Source organism: Microbacterium sp. Y547 (assembly GCF_057669785.1).
Genome location: NZ_JBYHFN010000003.1, coordinates 236,700 through 259,051 on the forward strand (window position 1 = coordinate 236,700; position 22,352 = coordinate 259,051).

20 protein-coding genes are annotated in these 22,352 nt (G+C 67.6%); 9 read left to right on the top strand and 11 right to left on the bottom strand.

From position 1 onward, the window contains the following. Positions 1-94: 94 nt before the first annotated feature. Both AC25Y0_RS06470 and manA read right to left on the bottom strand, forming a co-directional pair. On the bottom strand, positions 95-421 hold the full coding sequence (locus AC25Y0_RS06470; protein WP_488122064.1) for a WhiB family transcriptional regulator: 327 nt from the start codon (positions 419-421) through the stop codon (positions 95-97). A gap of 165 nt (positions 422-586) precedes the next feature. Next, positions 587-1,723 (bottom strand): mannose-6-phosphate isomerase, class I, encoded by a 1,137-nt coding sequence (gene manA, locus AC25Y0_RS06475; protein WP_488122063.1) that lies wholly within the window; start codon positions 1,721-1,723, stop codon positions 587-589. Positions 1,724-1,764: 41 nt separating this feature from the next. On the opposite strand from manA, the gene AC25Y0_RS06480 reads away from it, so the two are divergent. Genes AC25Y0_RS06480 through AC25Y0_RS06495 form a run of 4 tightly spaced genes read left to right on the top strand, consistent with a single transcriptional unit; the run spans position 1,765 to position 7,433 of the window. Beyond that, the gene (locus tag AC25Y0_RS06480; protein WP_488134400.1) at positions 1,765-3,165 is read left to right on the top strand and encodes an O-antigen ligase family protein; all 1,401 of its coding nucleotides are present in this window, start codon (positions 1,765-1,767) and stop codon (positions 3,163-3,165) included. Next, positions 3,162-4,487 (top strand): O-antigen ligase family protein, encoded by a 1,326-nt coding sequence (locus AC25Y0_RS06485; RefSeq protein WP_488122061.1) that lies wholly within the window; start codon positions 3,162-3,164, stop codon positions 4,485-4,487. The genes AC25Y0_RS06480 and AC25Y0_RS06485 overlap by 4 nt, the downstream gene beginning before the upstream one ends. Before the next feature lie 46 nt (positions 4,488-4,533). Then, the gene (locus AC25Y0_RS06490) at positions 4,534-6,444 is read left to right on the top strand and encodes a glycosyltransferase (RefSeq protein WP_488122060.1); all 1,911 of its coding nucleotides are present in this window, start codon (positions 4,534-4,536) and stop codon (positions 6,442-6,444) included. Beyond that, positions 6,441-7,433, top strand: a complete 993-nt coding sequence (locus AC25Y0_RS06495; RefSeq protein ID WP_488122059.1) for a glycosyltransferase family 2 protein — start codon at positions 6,441-6,443, stop codon at positions 7,431-7,433. Before AC25Y0_RS06490 ends, AC25Y0_RS06495 begins: the two co-directional genes overlap by 4 nt. A 7-nt stretch (positions 7,434-7,440) precedes the next feature. On the opposite strand, the gene galE is transcribed toward AC25Y0_RS06495, so the two are convergent. The 4 genes from galE to glf are packed head-to-tail and all read right to left on the bottom strand — an operon-like array spanning position 7,441 to position 11,184. Then, entirely contained in the window at positions 7,441-8,424 is a 984-nt protein-coding gene (gene galE / locus AC25Y0_RS06500; RefSeq protein ID WP_488134401.1) for a UDP-glucose 4-epimerase GalE, read from the bottom strand. A 46-nt stretch (positions 8,425-8,470) separates the two neighbouring features. Next, positions 8,471-9,214: an ABC transporter ATP-binding protein gene (locus tag AC25Y0_RS06505; RefSeq protein WP_488122057.1), complete on the bottom strand. Its 744-nt coding sequence runs from the start codon at positions 9,212-9,214 to the stop codon at positions 8,471-8,473. Beyond that, positions 9,214-10,023, bottom strand: coding sequence for an ABC transporter permease (locus AC25Y0_RS06510; protein WP_488122056.1), 810 nt, complete (start codon positions 10,021-10,023; stop codon positions 9,214-9,216). Before AC25Y0_RS06510 ends, AC25Y0_RS06505 begins: the two co-directional genes overlap by 1 nt. Before the next feature lie 24 nt (positions 10,024-10,047). Beyond that, a complete protein-coding gene (gene glf, locus AC25Y0_RS06515; RefSeq protein ID WP_488122055.1) occupies positions 10,048-11,184 on the bottom strand; it encodes a UDP-galactopyranose mutase in 1,137 nt (378 codons plus the stop codon). 120 nt (positions 11,185-11,304) lie between these two features. Between glf and AC25Y0_RS06520 the strand changes: the two genes are divergently transcribed. Both AC25Y0_RS06520 and AC25Y0_RS06525 read left to right on the top strand, forming a co-directional pair. After that, positions 11,305-11,754, top strand: a complete 450-nt coding sequence (locus AC25Y0_RS06520; RefSeq protein ID WP_488122054.1) for a GtrA family protein — start codon at positions 11,305-11,307, stop codon at positions 11,752-11,754. Next, the gene (locus AC25Y0_RS06525; RefSeq protein WP_488134402.1) at positions 11,747-12,730 is read left to right on the top strand and encodes a glycosyltransferase family 2 protein; all 984 of its coding nucleotides are present in this window, start codon (positions 11,747-11,749) and stop codon (positions 12,728-12,730) included. The genes AC25Y0_RS06520 and AC25Y0_RS06525 overlap by 8 nt, the downstream gene beginning before the upstream one ends. Here the strand turns inward: AC25Y0_RS06525 and AC25Y0_RS06530 are convergent. Beyond that, the gene (locus AC25Y0_RS06530; RefSeq protein ID WP_488134403.1) at positions 12,705-14,639 is read right to left on the bottom strand and encodes a DUF6541 family protein; all 1,935 of its coding nucleotides are present in this window, start codon (positions 14,637-14,639) and stop codon (positions 12,705-12,707) included. The two genes, AC25Y0_RS06525 and AC25Y0_RS06530, sit on opposite strands and share 26 nt — an antisense overlap. Positions 14,640-14,760: 121 nt before the next feature. Between AC25Y0_RS06530 and rfbA the strand changes: the two genes are divergently transcribed. Genes rfbA through rfbD form a run of 3 tightly spaced genes read left to right on the top strand, consistent with a single transcriptional unit; the run spans position 14,761 to position 18,049 of the window. Continuing rightward, positions 14,761-15,630, top strand: a complete 870-nt coding sequence (gene rfbA / locus AC25Y0_RS06535; RefSeq protein WP_488122051.1) for a glucose-1-phosphate thymidylyltransferase RfbA — start codon at positions 14,761-14,763, stop codon at positions 15,628-15,630. After that, positions 15,630-16,628, top strand: a complete 999-nt coding sequence (rfbB, locus tag AC25Y0_RS06540; protein WP_488122050.1) for a dTDP-glucose 4,6-dehydratase — start codon at positions 15,630-15,632, stop codon at positions 16,626-16,628. The genes rfbA and rfbB overlap by 1 nt, the downstream gene beginning before the upstream one ends. Further along, entirely contained in the window at positions 16,628-18,049 is a 1,422-nt protein-coding gene (gene rfbD, locus AC25Y0_RS06545) for a dTDP-4-dehydrorhamnose reductase (protein ID WP_488122049.1), read from the top strand. Before rfbB ends, rfbD begins: the two co-directional genes overlap by 1 nt. Here the strand turns inward: rfbD and AC25Y0_RS06550 are convergent. The 4 genes from AC25Y0_RS06550 to wecB form a co-directional block, all read right to left on the bottom strand. Continuing rightward, positions 18,038-19,147 (bottom strand): acyltransferase family protein, encoded by a 1,110-nt coding sequence (locus AC25Y0_RS06550; RefSeq protein WP_488122048.1) that lies wholly within the window; start codon positions 19,145-19,147, stop codon positions 18,038-18,040. The two genes, rfbD and AC25Y0_RS06550, sit on opposite strands and share 12 nt — an antisense overlap. 26 nt (positions 19,148-19,173) lie before the next feature. Further along, positions 19,174-20,466 (bottom strand): nucleotide sugar dehydrogenase, encoded by a 1,293-nt coding sequence (locus AC25Y0_RS06555; protein WP_488134404.1) that lies wholly within the window; start codon positions 20,464-20,466, stop codon positions 19,174-19,176. A gap of 101 nt (positions 20,467-20,567) precedes the next feature. Then, on the bottom strand, positions 20,568-21,269 hold the full coding sequence (locus tag AC25Y0_RS06560; protein WP_488122046.1) for a cytidylyltransferase domain-containing protein: 702 nt from the start codon (positions 21,267-21,269) through the stop codon (positions 20,568-20,570). Further along, positions 21,269-22,342 carry a non-hydrolyzing UDP-N-acetylglucosamine 2-epimerase gene (gene wecB / locus AC25Y0_RS06565; RefSeq protein ID WP_488122045.1) on the bottom strand — a complete coding sequence of 358 codons (1,074 nt, stop codon included), beginning with the start codon at positions 22,340-22,342 and terminating at the stop codon, positions 21,269-21,271. Before wecB ends, AC25Y0_RS06560 begins: the two co-directional genes overlap by 1 nt. Positions 22,343-22,352 lie beyond the last annotated feature (10 nt).

The following is a 22,352-nucleotide window of genomic DNA, read 5'->3' on the forward strand; positions in this document are numbered from 1 at the left end:
TGGTCAGCCTAGGCGCGGCTCGCGCGTCCGTCGCGCCGCACGCGCCGTTCGCTGCGATCCCGTCGCCGGGGAAGACAGCTCGGGCGAGATCCGATCAGACGGCCCGGCGCTTGAGCTTGCGACGCTCGCGTTCGCTGAGGCCGCCCCAGATGCCGAAGCGCTCGTCGTTCTGCAGCGCGTACTCGAGGCACTGATCCCGCACGTCGCATGTCGTGCAGATCCGCTTGGCGTCGCGGGTCGAGCCGCCCTTCTCGGGGAAGAACGCTTCGGGGTCGGTCTGCGAGCAGAGGGCGTCGGTCTGCCACGAGAGCGGGTTGTCGTCGTCGCCTGCGACGGCACGGCGAACGCCGGGCACTCCGAGGTTGACGGGGTCGACGAACCAGTTGTCGGGTACCGCAGAGCGGTACTGGGAACCGGTCATGTCGTTCTCCCCCCGGAGGCTCCTACACACGACATCGTGCCGCGCTAGGGATAATTACACCCTTGTAGTTCGCCGCGGTCAAGTCGCAGATACTAAAGCCTCATGCACGGGTTGAACCTTCACGACGCGCCGACGGCGTGTCGCCTTCCGGTAACAACCGCGTGATCACGCGGGCGTCGCGACGTACATCTCCCCCGAGCCCGAGACGCGGAGGGTGCGTTCGTCGGCGGTCACGAGGACAGCGTCGCCTGGTCTCAGCACGACGGAGCCGCCGCTCATCCCGGCGGTGACGGTGACCGAGCCCGCCGTCGCGAGGACGATCGCGACGCCGTCGATCCCCACCTCGAGCGACGCGCCGCCCGGCCGCAGCCGGCGCAGCGCGAAGTCCGGCACGGGCGCGGGGTACCGCTCGACGCCGGGCGCCTCGGTGATCGGTCTCACGATCGGCGGTGGCCCTGTGCGCGCGTCGAGCACCGCGACGAGCTCGCCGACGTCCACGTGCTTGGGGGTAAGACCCCCGCGCAGCACGTTGTCGCTCGTGGCCATGATCTCGACGCCGAGGCCCTCGAGGTAGGCATGCAACACACCGGCCGCGACGAAGACGCCCTCGCCGCGGCGCAGTGCAACGAGGTTCATGAGCAGCGCCACGACGATCCCCGGGTCACCGGGATACGCATCGTCCAGGCGGGCGACGAGCGCGAGTTCACCGGCGAACGCACCGCGGGCCGGCCTCGCCCGCGCGGCGCCGATGATGGCACGGACGTCGTCGGCGGCGGCATCCGACAGCAGCCAGGCGATCGCATCGCTCGTCGCCTCGACGGAGCCGTCCAGGCGCGCAGCGAGCCCCGCCGTCGCGTCCCCGATCTCACCCAAGAGGCGCCGCGTGTCGGGCAGGGCGCGCAGGCCGACGAGAGCGTGGAACTCGTCGCTCAGGGCGACGATCAGCTCGGGCTTGTGGTTGCGGTCGCGATACGTGCGCTCAGCGGCATCACGGGCGATCCCGGCCGCTTCCTCCCGCGCGAAGCCCGCTTCGGCCTGCCCCTTCGACGGGTGCGCCTGGATCGACAGAGGCGACGCCGCCGCCAGCAGCTTCAGCAGGTAGGGCAGCGGCTGCGCTCCCCGCTCTGCGAGCCATGCGTCCAGCGGCGAGCCGTCAGCTGCCCGCGCCGGCGCGCCGGGGTGATCACCGAACCACAGCTCGGCTTCGGGTGCGTCCGACGGAGCGAGTCCACGCAGCTCGGCCAGCAGCGTCGTCGAGCCCCACGCGTAGTCGCGGGGTGTGTTCGACAGAAGAGTGAGCATGCGCCCGAGCGTATCCGCGCGACCGAGTACCTTGGTATGCGATGGCCGTGTATTCGAAGCATCCGGCATCGGCACCGCCGACAGCCCCGGTCCGAGAGAAGACCGGGCATCTGCTGTTGCGCGGCTGGTGCATCTTCGTGCTCGTCATGGCTTTCGCCGGGGCCGCATGGGTGCATGCCTTCGGCGAGCTCTTCGCCGCCGTCGTCGGTGTGGGCGGCATGCTCGTGTCGATCCTGCTCTGGTTCCTGCTGCGCCCGCCCGTGCAGTGGCGCCGCCTGCCGTGGTTCGCCGTCGCATACATCGTGTGGGCGACGGCGTCGATCCTCTGGTCGGCGTGGCCCGCGACGACGGCCCTGACGCTGCTGCTGATGTACGTGACGACCGTGCAGGGGTTCTTCGTGGGGGCGGTGCTGACGTGGCGAGAACTGGTTCGCGCCGTGGCATCCGCCCTGAAATGGACGCTCGCCCTCTCGCTGCTGTTCGAACTGTGGGTGTCGGTCTTCGTGCGCGTGCCGCTGCTGCCCGGGTTCGTGCCCCGCGATGAGCCGGTCGACCCGATCCTGTACTGGTCACGCAACAACCTCTTCGACGGCGGCCGGATCCAGGGCATCATGGGCAACGCGAACCTGCTCGGGCCCCTCGCCCTGCTCGCGATCGTCGTGTTCGCCATCCGCTTCGCCGCCCGCGCCCCGCGCCGCACGCTGCTGATCGGCTGGATGCTGCTGGCGGCGTTCCTCTTCGTGCGTGCGGCGTCGGCGACCGCATTCGTCGCGGCAGCAGCGGTGGTGCTCGTCCTGACGACGGTGCTGCTCATGCGCACGACGACCCGGCCCGGCGAGCGCACCCGCTACTACATCGGCTACGCCGTCGTCGGTCTCGGCGGAGGGCTCGGCCTGTGGCTGCTGCGCGATCGGCTTTTCGAGGCGATCGGGCGCGGTTCCGACCTGACGGGCCGCGAAGCCATCTGGCAGGCCGTCACCGAGCGCGCAAGCGAGCGCCCCTTCGCCGGGTGGGGCTTCGCGACGCCGTGGATGCCGTGGGACCCCGCATTCGACGGCTGGATCGTCGACCACGGCGAGACCGTCATGCAGGCGCACAACGTCTGGATCGACATCTACTTGCAGCTCGGCATCGTCGGGGTCGTGCTGTTCTCGCTCGTCATGTTCGCCTACGTGTGGCGCACGTGGTTCTTCGCCGTCGACCGTCCGCGGTGGGATCTGCGCGCCGACCGGCCCTACTCGCCGCTCACGCTGCTGCCGACCCTCGTCGGAACGATCCTGCTCGTGCAGGGCGTGGCCGAGTCCGCCCCGCTGCTGCTGTGGGGGTGGATGCTGCTGGTCATGCTCGGCTTCAAGATCAAGCAGTCGCCGCACATCGGCGTCGGCCCGGCCGAGCAGAGCGCGGCGATCGAGCGCGGCGAGCCGACGAAGCAGGGGTCGTGACGGCCGCCGCGAGCGCGCAGCGGCGCTGGCTCGGCGCGCTGCTGGGCTCAGCGGCTTTCGCGCGCGCCTACACGCTCACCGCACTCGCGGCGGTCTTCTCGTCCTTCGCGATCGAGCGGCTCATGAGCCCCGTGACCTACGCCACGATCGTCGCGGGGCTGTGTATCGTGGGCGGCGGGGTGCTCGTCGCGCGTCGACGCGAGATCTCGTTCGTGCGGCTCGTGCCGACGACGCTCGTGGTGTTCCTCGGCTGGGCGCTCGTGAGCATCCTGTGGGCCTTCGACCAGGCGGAGTCGTGGTGGGGCTGGGTGTCGCTCGCCGCAATCGCCTTCCTCGCCGTCGTCGTGGGTCACATCCGCGACACGCTGCAGACGGTGCGAGCCGTCGCCGATGTGCTGCGCGTGCTGCTCTCGATCTCGCTCGGCGTCGAGATCCTCTCGGGCATCCTGCTGGACATCCCGTTCCGCTTTCTCGGCGTGCAGGGCGCGATCGCCGAGCTCGGGCCCGTGCAGGGCATCTTCGGCACGCGCAACATGCTGGGCTTCGTGGCCGTCATCGCGCTCATCACCTTCCTCGTCGAATACCGCACACAGTCGGTGCGGGCGGGACTGTCGCTGTACTCGGTCGTCCTCGCCGGCATGCTCGCCGCGCTCTCCGACTCCCCCACCGTGCTCGTGCTCGCCGTCGGCGTCGGCGTCGCCGTCGGCGCGCTCGCTCTCGTGCGGCACACCCGCCCCGCCCAGCGCGGCGCCCTGCAGTGGGTGCTGGGAGGGCTCGTCGTCGTCGGCGTCGTCGTCGGCTATCTGCTGCGGCATCCGATCATCGCGTGGCTCGGTGCCGGCAGCGACTTCTCGACGCGCGTCGATCTGTGGAACGTCATGGTCGACTACTTGCGGACGCGACCCGTGCAGGGCTGGGGCTGGTACGGCCCGTGGCCGCAGGACGGCGTGCCGTTCGGCTCGATCAACTTCTTGCTCGACGACACGCACGCGACGGGCCTCAACGCCTACTTCGACGTCCTGCTGCAGCTCGGCTGGGTCGGGCTCGTGCTGTTCCTCGGCTTTGCCGGCGTCGCGCTCGTGCGCTCGTGGCTCGACGCGAGCGAGCGGCGCTCGGTCATCTACGCCTGGACGCCGCTCGTGCTCGTCGCGCTGCTCATCGACTCCTTCTTCGAGAGCTTCACCCTGATCGGGATCGGGTGGATGCTGCTCGTTCTGTGCGCCGTGCGCGCGGGGCAGTCCCGCTCGTGGCGCGAGCGGATAGGCGTGTCCGCAGCGCCGAGCCTGCCGCACGTCCAGGATCCCCCGAACGCGGCGGGGTAGGATCTGCTGTCGGTCCGCCGCCCCAAGCACCGCCGGAGACTCTCACGTGACACACGTCCTGCAGAATGTCGTCTTTCCCACGGATCGCGACCCTGACCTTCTTCCTCTCTATGTGGACCCCGAGACGTGGTCGGTGATCGATGAAGAGCCCGTCCGGGTATCGAGCCGCGCGCAGCTGGGCAACATCCTCGGCCGCAACACGGCGCGCATCGTCGCGGGCCGACGCGTGTCGTTCGGCACCTACTTCAACGCCTTCCCCGCCTCGTACTGGCAGCACTGGACGCCGGTGCGCGCGGTGACCCTCGTGGTGCGCACGAGCGGAGACGCCACGATCCTCGTCTACCGCTCCAACGGGTCGGGGGTGCGCCAGCGCATCGAGACGAGAGAGGTCGCAGGTTCGACGACGAGCCGCTTCGACCTGGTGCTGGATCAGTACAGCGACGGCGGGTTCATCTGGTTCGACATCGTCGCCGACCAGGAAGACGCGAAGTTCGAAGGCGCTGAGTGGACGACCGAGCAGGAGCCGGCCCGCACGGGCAAGGCGTCCATCGGCATCACGACGTACAACAAGCCCGACTACTGCATCTGGACGTTGCAGAACCTCGCCGACGCCCCCGACGTGCTCGAACTCGTCGACCGCATCTTCCTCATCGACCAGGGCGATCGGCGCGTGGACGCCCAGCCCGAGTACGACGAGGTGTCTGCGGCGCTCGGCGAGACGCTGCAGGTCATCACGCAGCCGAACCTCGGCGGCTCGGGCGGTTTCGCGCGGGCGATGCTCGAGACCCTCGAGCGGCCCGAGAGCGACTTCGTCCAGCTGCTCGATGACGACGTGCGGATCGAGCCCGAGTCCCTGCGCCGCTCGATCGTGCTCGGACAGTTCGCGACCGTGCCGACGATCGTCGGCGCCCACATGTTCGATCTGCTTGACCGCCCGAAGCTGCACGCGTGGGCCGAGGTGGTCGACGAAGAGCCCTTCATGTGGCGCGCGCTCTATCAGGAGCGACTGCCGCACGACTTCAGTGTCGCCAACCTGCGCCAGTCCCCCCAGCTGCACATGCGCCTGGATGCCGACTACAACGGCTGGTGGATGTGCCTCATCCCGCTCGACGTGATCCGCGAAGTCGGGCTCTCGCTGCCCGCCTTCATCAAGTGGGATGACGCGGAGTTCTGCCTGCGCGCCAGGGATGCCGGTTTCCCCACCGTTTCCATGCCCGGGGTCGCCCTGTGGCACGTGTCGTGGGTGGGCAAGGACGACTCGATCGACTGGCAGGCCTACTTCCACGCGCGAAACCGCATCGTGGCCGCACTCCTGCATTCCTCGATGCCCGGCGGCGGCACCCTGCTGCGGCACAGCAGTCGTGTCGACCTCAAGCACCTCATGATGATGCAGTACTACCCCGTCGCCCTTCGGCATCGAGCGCTGCGCGACATCCTCGAGGGGCCCTCCCACATGCGGGCGAACCTCGCCACGGCGATGCCGGCGGCGCGAAAGCTCGCGTCGTCGTTCCCCGAGACGGTCGTGCACAAGGCGTCCGGCGTTCCCCTGCGGGCGCGGCGCGGCCGGCTCGCCTTCAAGCGGACGGTGCGCAACACCTTCGACAGCCCCACGGGTCTGCGCCTGCGCTGGTTCACGCTGTCGACGATCGTCGCGCACTGGCTGCACGCCCCGAAGCCCGAGAACATCGCGCAGCCCGAGGTCGAGTTCGGCAAGCAGGATGCCCACTGGTGGCGCGTGCCGCTCTACGACAGCGCGCTCGTCAACTCGGCCGACGGATCCGGCAAGAACATCTACACGCGCGACCGCGCCAACTTCCGCCGGATGCTGGTGGACAGCGTCCGTCTGCACCGGCGGCTCCGCCGGGAGTGGCCGCGCCTCGCGAAGCAGTACCGTGCCGCCGCACCGGAGCTCACGTCGCGCGACGCATGGGCACGCACGTTCGGAGTCGAGTCATGACGGCTCCCGAGCAGAACCCCGTCCGCAGCTCTGCGGCCTCGTTCGACCCGGCGTCGGCGACGATCGCCATCGTGACCTTCAACCGCTCGGGACTGCTCACTCGCCTGCTCGAGAGCATCGAGCGCATGGATCCCAAGCCGGGCCACGTCGTGATCGTCGACAACGCGTCGTCCGATGACACGACCGAGGTCGTCGAGTCGTTCCGCGAACGGGTCGGCACCGACCTCGTCTACCGCAGGCTCGACACCAACACGGGCGGGTCGGGTGGTTTCAGCGAAGGCATGCGCGTCGCCTTCGAGCTGGGCTCGGACTGGATCTGGCTCATGGACGACGACGTCGAGGTGATCCCCGACGGCCTCGCCAAGATGGGCGCCTGGGCACCGCGTTTCAAGAGCATCCAGGGCCGCCGGTACGACTACGACGGCAGCGAGTTCTACTGGCAGTACCGCATCGCCGAGCGCCTGGGGATCCCGATCCCCTTCGCGCCGTCGAAGTTCGACTCCTCGGGCTTCAAAGAGATGAACTCCGGATGCTTCGAGGGCATGTTCATCCACCGCGACATCGTCGAGCAGATCGGTCTTCCCGACCCGCGCTTCTTCATCTACTGGGACGACCAGACCTACGGTTGGCTCGCATCACGCAAGACGACATCGGTCATCGTCGACGAATTCGTCCTGCGCCGCACGCGCGAGATCAAGCAGTGGGACATGGGCATCCGCCACATGAACGCCTCGAGCGACAACTACCGGTACTACATCATGCGCAACCGCGCGATCATCAAGCAGTACTACCGCGCGCACGGGGTCTACAACCCGGTGCTGTTCGGACTGGGCACCTCACTGACGTTCGCGAAGGAACTCATCCGTCTCATCGCCGTGGAGCGCAAGGTGCGCGGCACGTCGAACCTCTTCCGAGGGCTGAAGGACGGCCGGGCGATCGCTCGCGACGCGTCGTGGCGCCCGATGGAGCCGCTCACCGCAGCGAGCTGACGCCCGTTCAGGCAGCGCGCTGCGTCTCCCACGCCACGGCGTCGCGGATCGCGTCTTCGACCGTGCGCTCCGCACGCCACTGCAGCGCCTCATGGGCGCGGTCGACGATCGCGTAGCCTCCGGCGACGTCACCCGGGCGCCGGGGTCCTTCGCGCACGTCCAACCCGCCCCCGACGACGGACTCGAAGGCGCGCACGAGTTCGCGCACCGTCGTGCCGTGGCCCGTGCCGACGTTGAGGATCCTCGACGGCGTCTCGGACGAGGTGACGTCGTCGAACCGGCGCACGGCTTCGACATGTGCGCGGGCGAGGTCCCACACGTGCACGAAGTCCCGCAGCCCCGACCCGTCGCGTGTGGGCCAGTCCGTGCCCGTCACGGTGAAGGGCTGACCCGTGCGCCATGCGGCCAGCAGCAGGCCCAGCGCGTGCGTCGGCCGTTCGGCGGTGGGGCCGGTCCGCAAACGGGGGTCGCACCCGATCGGGTTGAAGTACCGCAGCGACAGCGCTCGGAGCGCGCCCCCGGCCGCAGCATCCGACAGCACCTGCTCGACCTGCAGCTTGGTTCGGGCGTACGGGCTGGCCGGGGCGACCGGCGCTGACTCATCGAGCCCCGTCCCGAACTCACTCGCGTACACGGATGCCGATGAGCTGAAGACGATCCTCTGGATGCCGTGGCGCTCCAGATGCTGGAAGTGACGGACGGACCGCGCGACGTTGACGTCGTAGTACCCCAGCGGGTCGGCGACCGAGTCCGCGACGACCGTGCGCGCCGCACAGTGGACGACGGCGTCGATGCCGGGGTGCTCGTCGACGATCCGATCGATCAGCGCCGCATCGGCGATATCCCCCCGGTAGAACGCGCGGCCCTCAGCATAGGCTTCGCGCCCCGTCGAGAGGTCGTCGAGGATCACCGGTGCCATTCCGGCGTCGAGACATGCCGAGGCGATGGTGCTGCCGATGTAGCCGGCACCTCCGGTGATGAGGATCTTCACGCCACGCTCCCGTTCTTGTTCCAAGGACATTGCCGAGTGACAGGACCTACGCCGGGTGGTCCGCGTTGTATCGGTCGAGCACTTCGGCGATGGGTGCGTCCATCGCCAGACCGTGCTTGTCGAGGTAGAGACCGCGGACGCAGAATCGCCGAAGGTCGCGTTCGTTGTGCGACACGAAGAACAGCGTGCGCCCCTCGGCGAGCAGCTGGTCGATACGCCGGTAGCACTTCTCGCGGAACGCTTTGTCCCCCACCGCCAGCACTTCGTCGACGAGGAGGATGGGCTCTTCCAACTGCGACACGACCGAGAAGGCCAGACGCACCTTCATCCCGTTGCTGAGGTGCTTGTACGGAGTGTCGACGAAGTCGGCGAGCTCGGCGAAATCGATGATGTCGTCGAACCGGCGCGAGACCTCGGCTTTCGGCATTCCGTGCAGACCCGCCGTCAGGCGCACGTTCTCGCGCACCGTGAGGTCGCCGACGAATCCGCCCGTGATCTCGATGAGCGGAGCGACGCCGCCGTGCACGGTCACACTGCCCTCGTCGGGGAGCATCACGCCCGCGACGAGCTTCAGCAGGGTGGACTTGCCCTGTCCGTTGCGCCCGACGACCCCGATCGATTCCCCCGGCAGCACATCGAAGCTGACGTCTCGCAGCGCCCAGAACTCCCCCGGTCGACTGCGGCGGGACGAATCGGCGAACAGGTCTTTGAAGCTTCGGCGCCCCCGGCGGTTGCGGCGGAAGCGCACTCCGAGGTCGCGCACCTCGATGGCGAGTTCGGAGGCGGCCATCACAGCTCCTTCAGCAGGGGACGCTCGAGCCGGCGGAAGACGAGCAGACCGACGACGAAAAGGACGATGCACATGGCGACGCTGAGAAGGACGCTCAGGGTGTCCCAGACGTCGGGGAAGAACCCGACGCGGTACAGCGTGAAGATGCCTGAGAGGGGGTTGAACGCGGCGAGCTGAGGGAAGATCCCGGGCAGGTCCGACACCGAGTAGATGATGGGTGACGCGTAGAACAGCATCCGCAGGACCAGCTTCGTCGTGCGCTCCAGATCGGAGTACAGCACGCACAGCGGGGCGATGAGAAGACCGACCCCGACCAGCAGCAACGTCTGCAGCAGGACGGCGACGGGAAACAGCAGGAGCCCCCAGTTGAGTTCGAGCGGGTCCGCGCTCGTGAGCGCCGCCACGACGACGAACGCCACGAGGACGGGGAGCGCGCAGAGGAACTCGACGCCCTTGCTGAGGACGATGCGGATGACCCAGATCGAGCGGGGAATCGCCGTCGATCGCACGAGCCGCGCATCTTTGTTGAAGGCGCGGGTGAAGTCTGAGACGGATGCGTTGAACCACACCCACGGCAGAAGGGCCGTGATGAGGAACACGATGTACGGCGCCTGGCCGACGGTGCGCTGGAAGACCTGCGTGAAGACGAACCAGTAGATGAGGCTCATCACGAGCGGGTCGAGCACCGACCACAGGTAGCCGAGCGCACTCGTGGCATAGCGGACGCGCAGGTCGCGAGCCGACAACAGCCACAGCGAGTGCAGGTAGCGCCGCGGGGATCCGGGGGCGCCGACGGTGGCGGACGTCACGTCGTCGAGTCTAGAGGCGCGCGCTCAGGCGAGCTGGTTGTTCCACATCGACAGCGCCGAGCCGATGGCCATGTGCATGTCGAGGTATTGGTACGTACCCAGTCGCCCGCCGAAGAGAACGCCGTTCTCGCCCTTCGCCAGCTCGCGGTAGGCGAGCAGGCCTTCGCGGTCTTCGGGGGTGTTGACCGGGTAGTAGGGCTCGTCGTCGCGCGTCGCGAAGCGCGAGAACTCCCGCACGATCACGGTCTTGTCGGTCGGGTATCGGTCGGCGCGCTCGGGGTGGAAGTGCTTGAACTCGTGGATGCGGGTGAACGGCACCTCGGCGTCGGCGTAATTCATGACCGATGTGCCCTGGAAGTCACCGATCGAGAGCACTTCCTGCTCGAAGTCGAGCGTGCGCCACGACAGCGAGCCCTCCGCGTAGTCGAAGTAACGGTCGACGGGCCCCGTGTAGACGACGGGCACCTGGCCGACGGTGTCGCGCTTGTTGAGCGGCTGGGTCTCGTCGAAGTAATCGGTCGAGAGCTTCACGTCGATGTTGGGGTGGTCGGCCATCCGCTCGAGCCAGGCGGTGTAGCCGTCGACGGGAAGGCCTTCCCACGTGTCGTTGAAGTAGCGGTTGTCGTAGGTGTACCGCACGGGCAATCGGCTGATGACCTCGGCCGGCAGCTCGGTGGGGTCGGTCTGCCACTGCTTCTTGGTGTAGTCGCGGATGAACGCCTCGTAGAGAGGACGGCCGATGAGCGCGATGCCCTTCTCTTCGAGATTCGCGGCGTTCTTCACATCGAACTCGCCGGCCTGCTCCTGAACGAGCGCGCGGGCTTCGTCCGGGGTGTACGCGGCCTGGAAGAACTGGTTGATCGTGCCGAGGTTGATCGGCAGCGGAAAGACGATGCCCTTGTGGGTCGTGTAGACCCGGTGGACGTAGTTCGTGAACTGCGTGAAGCGGTTGACGTACTCCCACACGGTCGGGTTCGACGTGTGGAAGAGGTGCGCTCCGTAGCGGTGCACCTCGATGCCCGTCTCGGGCTCGTTCTCGCTGTATGCGTTGCCGCCGATGTGGTGACGGCGGTCGATGACGGTGACCTTGCGGCCTGCTGCCGCCGCTCGCTCGGCGATCGTGAGGCCGAAGAAGCCTGAGCCGACGATGAGAAGATCCATGCGGGTGGCCTTTCGGCTGACAACGGAGGACACGGCCGGTCACGGCCGCACCGCCCAAGTCTAGGTGAGTCATGCTGTGCGTCCGGTTCCGGCACAGGCTCGCTCTGGCAAGATTGGCGGGTGCCCCCCACCCAGCCCGCGCGTTCGACCCTGCTCGCGCGCCTGTGGGCGAACAGCGCTGTGCGCTACCTGGTCGTCGGCGGGTTCTGCTTCCTCGTCGATATCGGCCTGCTGTGGCTGCTGCACGATGCGTTCCATGTGCCGCTGGCCATCGCCACGCCGATCGCATTCCTTGCCAGCTTCGTCGTGACCTATTCGCTCCAGCGGATCGTCGCGTTCAGCTCTGACGCGAAGGTCGCGCCGAGCGTGGGTCGTTACACCCTGCTCGTCGCGTTCAATACGGTGGCGACCACCGGTATCGTTGCGGGGTTCGCCGCGCTGGGCGTTCCGTGGGTGATCGGCAAGGTCGTCGCGGTCGCAGCGACGACGGTATGGAACTATTTCGCCTACCGCTTCTGGGTCTTCGCACGACCGGGCACCACGAACACGAAGGACGATCACGATGTATAAGGGCGCCACGATCGCGGCAGTCGTACCGGCCTACCGGGAAGAGAAGATGATCGCGCAGGTCATCGAGACCATGCCCGATTTCGTCGACCACATCGTCATCGTCGATGACTGCAGTCCCGACGACACGAGCGGCGTCGTCCGACGCGTCGACGACCCGCGGGTCGCACTGATCCGCCACGAGGTCAATCAGGGCGTGGGCGGCGCGATCATCACCGGCCACACCGAAGCGATGAGACTGGGCGCCGACATCGACGTCATCATGGCCGGTGACGCACAGATGGATCCCGCGCACCTGCCTTCTCTCCTGGACAAGGTGACCGACGACGGCTACGGCTTCGCCAAGGCGAATCGCTTCTACGCGCCGGAGTCGTTCGCCGGGATGCCGCGGTACCGCGTGCTCGGCAACATCATGTTGTCGTTCATGACCAAGTTCGCCTCCGGCTACTGGAACCTCTTCGACCCGCAGAACGGCTACACGGCCGTCCGCACCGAGGTGCTGCGCCGAGTGCCCCTCGAGCGTGTGGCCAAGCGCTACAGCTTCGAGAACGACCTCCTCATCCACCTGAACATCCTGCAGGTCTCGGCGACCGACGTGCCCATCCCCGCGGTCTACGGCGATGAGGTGTCGAGCATCCGGCTGAGCAAGGTCGTGCCCGAGCTCATGCACCGACTGACCGTCGGATTCTGGACGCGGATCTGGTATCGCTACGTGCTCTGGTCATTCTCGCCGATCGCTCTGCTGCTCTTCGCTGGGCTCTTCCTCGTGGCGTTCGGGCTCGGGTTCAGCATCTGGGTCATGTTCCAGATCGCGGCGTCGGTCGTGGCCACCGCGGCGACGGTCATGCTGGCGGCGCTTCCGCTCGTCATCGGATCGCAGATGCTCTTGACAGCGCTGCAACTGGATATCCAGTTGACGCCGTCACGGCCCGACCTGCAGCCCTACCGCGATCTCAGCGCGGAGCCTGACAAGCGGTGATCCGATAGAGGCGGGCCGCGTCGCCTTCGCTGTCGACGAGTTCGACCACCCCGGCTGACTCGAGGTCGTCCAAACCCGGGTAGGGATGCTCGGCATTGTGGATCTCTCGCGTGCCGAAATCGAGTACCCAGCGCGTGTCTGTCCTCTCGAGCGCCGCGCACACTTCGGGATCATCCTGCGCACGGTTGAGCCCGAGAAGGATCGTCGTCATGTCGGCGTCGAGCTCCTGATAGATGTGCGGAATCAGCACTCGGCGATCGGAGATCGCATACGCCAGCGACGTGCCGGTCCAGGGACTCCCGACGATCACTTCGTTCTCCGGAACATGGTCGGCGACCCGCTCCAGCAACGCGACTTCCTCGAGCGTCAGCAACGGCGAGTCGTCCGAGATCGTGTGCATCCATCGCGCGGCAGCGGTCGAACGAGCCATCGGTGCGCTCAGTTGCGTGGCGAGGATCACTCCGACGACCAGGATGCCCGTGATCGCGAGTTCGTTCCGCAGCCGTGCCTGCTGGGTGCGCGAACGCGTGTATCGGGTGATCATGGTGACCAGGGCGCCGAAGCCCACCGCCGCGAGGGGGATCACGACGACCGGGAACAGCGCCATGACACGGTACATGTCGCTGTACCAGGTTCCGGTGAGCCCGTAGCGCAGAAGACCGTACGGGGCGGCGGCGCCCACGACATAGATGACGGCGAGCGTCGCCCAGCCCGCGACGAGCCACCATTTCGAGCGCATCCCGACGAGCACGACGATGATCCCCACGATCATGAGGAGCGTCGGCGCCCACTCGACAGGCAATCCCTTGTGCGAGTTCGTGAGCACCTCGACCACCGCGCCGCCGAAGGACGTGAAGGGACCCCAGAACGCCTGCTCCATCGTGGGACGGGCAACGATAAGGATCGCGGCGACGACAGCCAGGCCCGCCGCCCACAGCAGCACTGAGGCCCACACGCGCACACGTGGTCGTTCGCGTGCACTGCGGAAGTACCGAAGGCCCGCGGCAGCGGCCGGCCAGAACCCGATGGCGAAGAACGCCATGAGCGTGCTGGGGTGGGCGAGAGCAAGAGTGGGGATCCACGCCAGCAGAAGCACCCATGCCACGACACGACTGCCGCCGAGGTCGGCGCCCACGCGCGCCACCGCGATCAGCGCCGCGAGCACGGAAGGCAGAAGCGCGATCGACAGGACGTTCGGGTACAGCACCCCGAAATCGAGCATGAGCAGCGGGAAACCGGCCATGCCCGCGGCGAGGACTCCGGCGACGAGCAGCGGTGCGGGCTGTCGTCCCGAGATCTGGCGCACGAGATAGACGCAGCCGAGGGGCCAGACCAGTCCGGCGACGAGCAGGGCGGTGAGGTTCGTGGCTGCCGCCACCGAGGCGCCCGTCAGCCCCGCGACGAGCGCGGTCACCGCGTGCCAGAGACTGGGATAGAAGCCCGGGATGAGTTGCTCGGTCGGGGCCGCGGCGCCCGTATCGAGCATGTGCCGCACGGCGTTCAGGTGATAGATGTTGTCGAACGTCTGCGAGATCGACTCCGGGTCGCCGAACACCGTGAGCAGCCGCGGGATCAGCAGCGCTGCTCCGAGCGCGACGGCGATCCACGGCGCCCACCGCCGCGACCAGTGGACCGCGGGCGACGCGGCGGGCACGGGCACGAAGCGACGCCCGATCACCCAGGCCGCAGCGGCGACGACGACGGTCGTGACCGCCACCGGGAGAAGCGACCAGCGGAAGGGGACGACGACCGCCACCATCGTGGTCAGACCGATCACGGCGAGGCTGAGCGGGGGCGCGGCCGCGGCGAGCGCGAAGCCGCGCAAGCGCAGGAGCGCTCCGATCAGAAGGCCTGGCGCGAAAAGGACGCCGAACACCACGAGCACGGACCCCCACTGAGCGAACCACATGTCAGCAGTGAGCCCCTCGGTCGCCTGGGCAGGTCTCGATCATATTCACGGGGACTCCTCGGGCCTTTCGGCTCGGCGGGCAAGGCAACGGGCAAGTCTACCGCTGTGTCACGATGGGCAGATGAAAGGCATCATCCTCGCTGGTGGCTCCGGCACTCGACTGCACCCGATCACCCTGGGCGTCTCGAAGCAGCTCGTGCCGGTGTACGACAAGCCGATGGTCTACTACCCGCTGTCGACGCTCATGCTCGCCGGCATCCGTGACATCCTCGTCATCACGACTCCGCACGATGCGGCCCACTTCGAGCGACTGCTCGGAGACGGATCCCAGTTCGGGGTCTCGATCACGTTCGCGCAGCAGCCCTCGCCCGACGGCCTCGCGCAGGCGTTCACGATCGGGGCGGACTTCATCGGCGACGACAACGTCGCTCTCGTCCTCGGCGACAATCTGCTGTACGGGCCCGGGCTCGGCACGAGACTGTCCCGGTTCGCCGACATCCAGGGCGGCGCGGTCTTCGCCTACTGGGTCTCGGACCCGCAGGCCTACGGCGTCGTCGAGTTCGACGAGTCCGGCGCCGCGGTCTCGCTCGAAGAGAAGCCGTCCGAGCCCAAGAGCAATTACGCGGTTCCCGGTCTGTACTTCTACGACAACGACGTCGTCGAGATCGCTCGATCGCTGACTCCGAGCGCTCGCGGCGAGTACGAGATCACCGACGTCAACCGCGCCTACCTCGAACGCGGCGCCCTGTCGGTCGAGGTGCTCCCCCGCGGGACGGCGTGGCTGGACACCGGCACCTTCGACCAGATGACCGATGCCGCGGATTACGTCCGAACCATGGAGCGGCGCACCGGCATGAAGATCGGGGCGCCCGAAGAGGTCGCGTGGCGACAGGGCTTCCTCTCGGACGATGAATTCCGCGAGCGCGCGCAGAAGCTCGTCAAGTCGGGGTACGGAACCTATCTGCTCGCGACGTTGGAAAGAGGGCGCTGATGTCGAAGCTGCTCGTGACCGGCGGAGCCGGGTTCATCGGTTCGAACTTCGTGCACCACGTCGTCGCCCACACCGATCACCACGTCACTGTGCTGGACAAGCTGACGTATGCCGGCAACCGCGCCTCGCTTGCCGGGCTGCCCGAGGACCGAGTGCGTTTCGTGCTCGGCGACATCACGGACGCCCCCTTGGTGGACGACCTCTTCAGCGAGGTCGACGCCGTCGTGCACTACGCCGCCGAATCGCACAACGACAACTCGCTGCACGACCCGCGACCGTTTCTCGACACGAACATCGTCGGCACGTACACCCTCCTCGAAGCCGCGCGCAAGCACGACCGCCGACTGCATCACATCTCGACCGACGAGGTCTACGGCGACCTCGAGCTGGACGACCCGGAGCGCTTCACCGAGCAGACGCCGTACAACCCGTCGAGCCCGTACTCATCGACCAAGGCCGGCAGCGACCTGCTCGTCCGCGCCTGGGTGCGATCCTTCGGCGTGCGTGCGACGATCTCGAACTGCTCGAACAACTACGGGCCGTACCAGCACGTCGAGAAGTTCATCCCCCGGCAGATCACCAACGTCATCCGCGGCATCCGTCCGAAACTGTACGGCAAGGGTGAGAACGTACGCGACTGGATCCATGCAGACGACCACTCGTCGGCGGTGCTGACGATCCTCGACAAGGGAGTCATCGGCGAGACCTACCTCATCGGGGCAGACGGCGAGAAGAACAACAAGGACGTCGTCGAACTCATCCTTCGGCTCATGGGGCAGCCTCAGGACGCATACGATCACGTCACCGACCGCGCCGGGCATGACCTGCGGTACGCCATCGACTACACGAAGCTGCGCACCGAACTCGGGTGGACGCCGACGTACGGCGACTTCGAGACGGGACTGGCCGCGACGATCCAGTGGTATCAGGACAACGAATCGTGGTGGGCGCCGGCGAAAGACGGTGTCGAAGCGTTCTACGCCTCCAAGGGACAGTGATGACGGTCGACGACGTGGAGTTCGGGAAGGAACTGCGGGTCACTCCGACCCCGATTCCGGGGCTCATCGTGTTCGACCTGCCGGTCCACGGCGATGCGCGCGGCTGGTTCAAGGAGAACTGGCAGCGCGAGAAGATGACGTCGCTCGGCCTCGAGGACTTCGGGCCCGTGCAGAACAACATCTCGTTCAACGACGCCGTCGGCACGACCCGCGGAATCCACGCCGAGCCGTGGGACAAATGGGTGTCCGTCGCGACGGGGCGGATCTTCGGCGCGTGGGTCGATCTCCGTGAAGGGCCGACGTTCGGAGCGGTCTTCACGACCGAGCTCGACCCGTCTCGCGCCATCTTCGTGCCGCGGGGTGTCGGCAATTCCTACCAGACGCTCGAGCCCGACACCGCGTACACGTACCTCGTGAACGACCACTGGTCGCCCGCCGCGGCGTACTCGTTCCTGAATCTCGCCGATGAGGCCGCCGCAATCTCGTGGCCGATCCCGCTCGAAGACGCCGAGATCTCTGCGAAGGACACTGCGCACCCGCGTCTGGACGAGGTGACACCGATCCCGCCGCGCAAGATCCTCGTGCTGGGGGCTGCCGGCCAGCTGGGGCAGGCGCTTCGCGCCGAGTTCGGGGATGCCGCGCACATCGAGTACGCCACGCGAGCTGACCTCGACCTGGCCTCGCCGGACATCGATTCTGCCCGCCGCTGGCGCGAGTACGGCACGATCATCAATGCGGCGGCGTACACGGCGGTCGATCTCGCCGAGACCGACCAGGGGCGCCGTGACGCGTGGGCCGCGAATGCCGTCGGCGTCGCCACGCTGGCCCGTGTCGCCTCGCGCCACGGCATCGTCCTCGTTCATGTCTCGACCGACTACGTCTTCGACGGCAGCGCCCCCGGCGCCTACCGCGAAGACGACGCCCTCTGTCCACTCGGCGTCTACGGGCAGTCCAAGGCGGCGGGCGATCTCGCGGTCAGCGTCACGCCGCGTCAGTACATCGTGCGCACCTCGTGGGTCATCGGCGACGGGGGCAACTTCGTCCGGACGATGGCGCGCCTGGCAGCCGACGATGTGAATCCCCGGGTGGTCGATGATCAGGTCGGGCGTCTGACCTTCACGAGCGATATCGCCCGCGGCATCCGCCATCTGGTCGAGACCGATGCTCCATACGGCACCTACAACCTCACGGGAGCGGGCGAACCGACCTCCTGGGCCGACGTCGCCCGTCTGGTCTTCGCACTGACCGGTCACGATCCCGGTCGTGTGACCGGGTGCTCCACCGAGGACTACTTCGCGTCAGCGAGGATGCCCGTCGCTCCCCGGCCGCGCAACAGTGTGCTCGACATCGCGAAGATCGAAGCGACCGGGTTCACACCGGCGGATGCGCGCGATGCGCTCGGGGCGTGGCTACGCCGCTGAGCTCTCATGGCGGGCGAGGTCGGTCTCGCGCCGTCGCTCCCCCCATGCAGGTGGACGGTAAAGCCAGCGCAGCGGGCTACGCATCGCGAAGTCGTGCATCGCGGTGCTCGCCCAGACGAGCAGCACGGTCGTCACGGGCACGAACAGGACGATCACTGCGGACGAGTCGACGGCGAACCCCGGCCACACCTGTCGAAGCGCAATGAGTCCGGCGGCGAGCACTTCCACAAGGAACGCGTGACCGACATAGATCGCCAGGGTGCGCGATGCGAGGTACCGGGACAGTCTTCGCACCGGACGTGAGCGGCTCATCAGCACGCTGATCCCGATCACCGCGCCCACGCCCGAGATGCTCAGCAAGGGCGCCTTGGCCACGCCCAGCGGGATGCCGTCCGCGAGGAGAATCGCGCCGAAAACAAGCGACGGCCCGATGACCAAGAAGATCGGGTGTCTGCCGGCGCGGATCACGAGGCGGTGACCGAAACAGCCCACGAGGAACCACACGAGGAAGACCGTCCAGCGCGAAAGATCCAGCGCGAGCGGTGGGTACAGAGACTCGTTCGCCCAGGCCATGATGGGGCCGCGCAGCACATAGGCGAGCAGAGCCGTCGACACGATGGCGAGGACCGGGAAGCCCCGCGCGAGCTTCGCGATGACGAGGAAGACGATCAGCGCCGGGAGGAACCAGAGGTGGCCGGCACCGAAGACGAGCGCGTCCGCGAGGGGGCGGAGGTGGGGCGAGCCTTCGGCGTGCAGGCGAAGACTCCAAAAGGGCGAGATGAGCAGCGTCCAGATGAAGAACGGCCACAGCAGGTCGAGCAGCCGGGTCCGGCCGAGGTCTCGCCAGCTGCGGTGGACAGCGCGGGTGGCGAGAAGTCCCGAGACCAGGAAGAAGAGCGGGATGCGCACGGGAACGAGCGCCACACTGAGTGTGCGCCACGCAGCTGCAAGGGGGTGGGTTGCACCTTCGAAGATGAAGCCGAAGAGCCAGCCCGAGACATGATAGACGACCACCAGGACGATCGCGATCGTCTTGGCCGTGTCCACCCAGTCGATACGGCTCGTCCGCTCGGCCGTCTCACGGATGACAGAGGGCACGTCGTCGGCGGGTCGAGCGGCGGCGGTCAGGCGGAGCCGACGACGATCCGCGGGATGCCCGCCCAGAGAGCGGCGTCCGTCGCGTTACGTCCGTCGACCATCAGGCGGATGCCCGGGAGCTGCTCCGGCGAGAGCGACCGGTACGCTGCGTGGTCGGTCTGCAGCACGGCGAGATCGACGGGATCGCCCAGCGTGTGCGGCTCGAAGCCGAGTGCGCGCAGCTCGTCGTCCGAGTAGAGCGGATCGTGCACGGTCACCGTGGCTCCGCGCGACGCCAACGCTTCGACGGTCGGGAAGACACCCGAGAAAGCCGATTCCTTGACTCCCCCGCGATACGACGCGCCGAGCACGACGGCGCGAAGTCCGTCGAGCGATCCCAGGATGCCCTCGGCCTGGGCCACCATGCGCTCCGGCATCGAGGCGTTCAGGATGCGTGCCGTGCGCACGATGTCGGCGTCCGGATCAGTCGCGAGGTACAGGCGCGGGTACACCGGGATGCAGTGGCCGCCGACCGCGATGCCGGGACGATGGATGTGACTGTACGGCTGCGAGTTGCAGGCCTCGATCACTTCGTAGACATTGATGCCGTGCTGAGCGGCGAAGAGCCCGAACTGGTTGGCGAGCCCGATGTTGACGTCGCGGTAGGTCGTCTCGGCGAGCTTGGCCATCTCGGACGCTTCGGCGCTCCCGAGGTCCCATACGCCGTTCGGCCGGGGAAGGTCGTCGCGTTCGTCGAACTGCAGCACGGCCTCGTAGAACTCGCGGGCACGCTGGGCGCCCTCCTCCGACAGACCGCCGATGAGCTTGGGGTACTTGCGCAGGTCGGCGAACACCCGACCGGTCAACACCCGCTCGGGTGAGAAGACGACGTGGAAGTCCTCGCCCTCGACGAGACCCGATCCCTCTTCGAGCATGGGCTTCCAGCGACCGCGCGTGGTTCCGACCGGAAGGGTCGTCTCGTAGGAGACGAGTGTGCCCGGCGTGAGGTGCTCGGCCAGGGAGCGCGTGGCGGAATCCATCCAGGCGAAATCGGGCTCCCACGTCGTGTCGTTGACGAACAGCGGCACCACGACCACGACGGCGTCAGCGCCCGGGATCGCCTCGGAGTAGTCCGTTGTGGCGCGCAGGCCACCGGCGGGGACGACGTGGCTGAGCTTCTCCTGCAGGTGCGCCTCGCCGGGGAAGGGCTCGCGCGCCGCGTTGACGCTGTCGACGGTCGCGGGGTTGACGTCGACGCCGATGACTTCATGCCCCGAGTCGGCGAACTGTACAGCGAGGGGAAGGCCGATCTTTCCGAGGGCCACAACGGCGATGCGCATGGGTTCCAGTCTATTGCGGCACGGGATCGGGTCGGGTATGCCCGTATCCGGACCAGACGCCGGCCTCTTCAGAAAGATCGGGGAGATGCGCGCCGCGACAGCTAGGACGCCTCGCGATGGTCGAGTTCGGGGAAGCGACTCACCAGCTCGTAGATGTCCGCTGACGAGAACAGGCCCCCGGCGGGCCGCAGTCGCGCGTAAGCCTCCCGCACGAACGCGAGGTCGGCGGGGGTGTCGACCGTCCACCGCAGGTCGGAGCGATCCTCAGCCTGAACGACCGAGGTCAAGGTGAATCGGTCCGGGCGACTGTAGATGCCCAGGGTGACGTGTTCGCGCTCCCGCTCCGTCGCGACGTCGGCCACTCGCCGCAGTGCCGCTGTGGTCACCGATTCCACGTCGAGTCCGCGCGGGTAGGTGCGCTGAAGGACGTTCGACGCGTAGTCGACCTCGCGCTCGTCGTGGGCGCGCACGACGGCGTCGATCACGTCGGGGTCGGTCAGGGGGCAGTCGGCCGTCAACCGCACGATGCGTTCTGCGCCGAGCGATTCCGCCGCGGCGAGGTAGCGTCCGAGCACGTCTTCGAGCGCGCCGCGAAAGACCTCGACCCCTCGCGATGAGAGAGCTTCGACCAGCACATCGTCGCTCGGGTCGACCGAAGTGACGACCACGGTCCGGTCCACCGTCTCGGCCTGGGCGATGCGGGCGAGCTGCCTCACGATCATGGGCTCGCCGTCGAGGTCAGCCAGCACTTTGCCCGGCAGACGCGACGAACTCATGCGGGCCTGAACGAGAGCCAAGACCATCAGGACCTCGACCCCGCGGCGCGGTCGAGTTCGGCGATCACCCGATCGGCAGCGTGTCCGTCTCCGTAGGGTTCAGCTGTCGTATCCGCCGGGCGCGGCCTCATGACCGCCGCAGCGATCTCGTCGGCAGTCTGGGCAAGGCGGTTCCAGCCCAGGTCGACGGTTTCGGTCCATTCGGTCTCGGTCCGCACCGTCGTGCACGGCACCCGCAGAAGGAATGCCTCCTTCTGCAGGCCGCCCGAGTCCGTCACGACACCCGCCGAGGCCAGTGCCATCGAGATCAGTTCGGCGTACGGGAGCGGATCGGACACGCGAAGCGATCCCTGAGCCAGTTCCACGCCCATTTCCCGCGCTCGCGCCCGCACGCGAGGATGCGCCAGGAGGACCGTCGGACGGTCGAGCTCGGAAAGCGCCGTCACGATCTGCCGAAGGCGGACCGGGTCATCCGTGTTGTCGGCTCGATGGATCGTCGCCAAGTAGAAGCCGCCGGTTTCGAGCTGGAACTCGCTCAGCGCCGACGGCGTGGCGCGGACCGAATCCCGCACGGCATACAGAACGTCGGTCATGACGTCACCGACGAGCACTGCCCGGTCGGACAGCCCTTCATCCGCCAAGTGCGAGAGTGCGACCTCGGTGGGAGCGAGCAGGAGGTCTGCGGCATGATCCGTCAAGACACGATTGTGTTCTTCGGGCATGCGGCGGTTGAACGATCGCAGACCCGCTTCCAGGTGAGCAACGGGATAGTGCAGCTTCACCGCGCTCAGCGCGGCCGCCAGGGTCGAGTTGGTATCGCCGTAGACCAGAACCCAGTCCGGCTGATGCTCGAGGATGACGGCGTCCAACGCGCCGAGCATCGCGCCCGTCTGCACGCCGTGCGAGCCGGACCCCACGCCGAGGTGCACATCCGGCGCAGGAATATCGAGATCCCGGAAGAAGACGTCCGACAGGAGCGGATCGTAATGCTGCCCCGTGTGGACGATGACATGGTGGACACCCGCGCGAGCTGCCGCGTGCGCGATGGGTGCGAGCTTCACGAACTGGGGGCGCGCGCCGACGACGCTCATCACCTTCACGGACATGGAG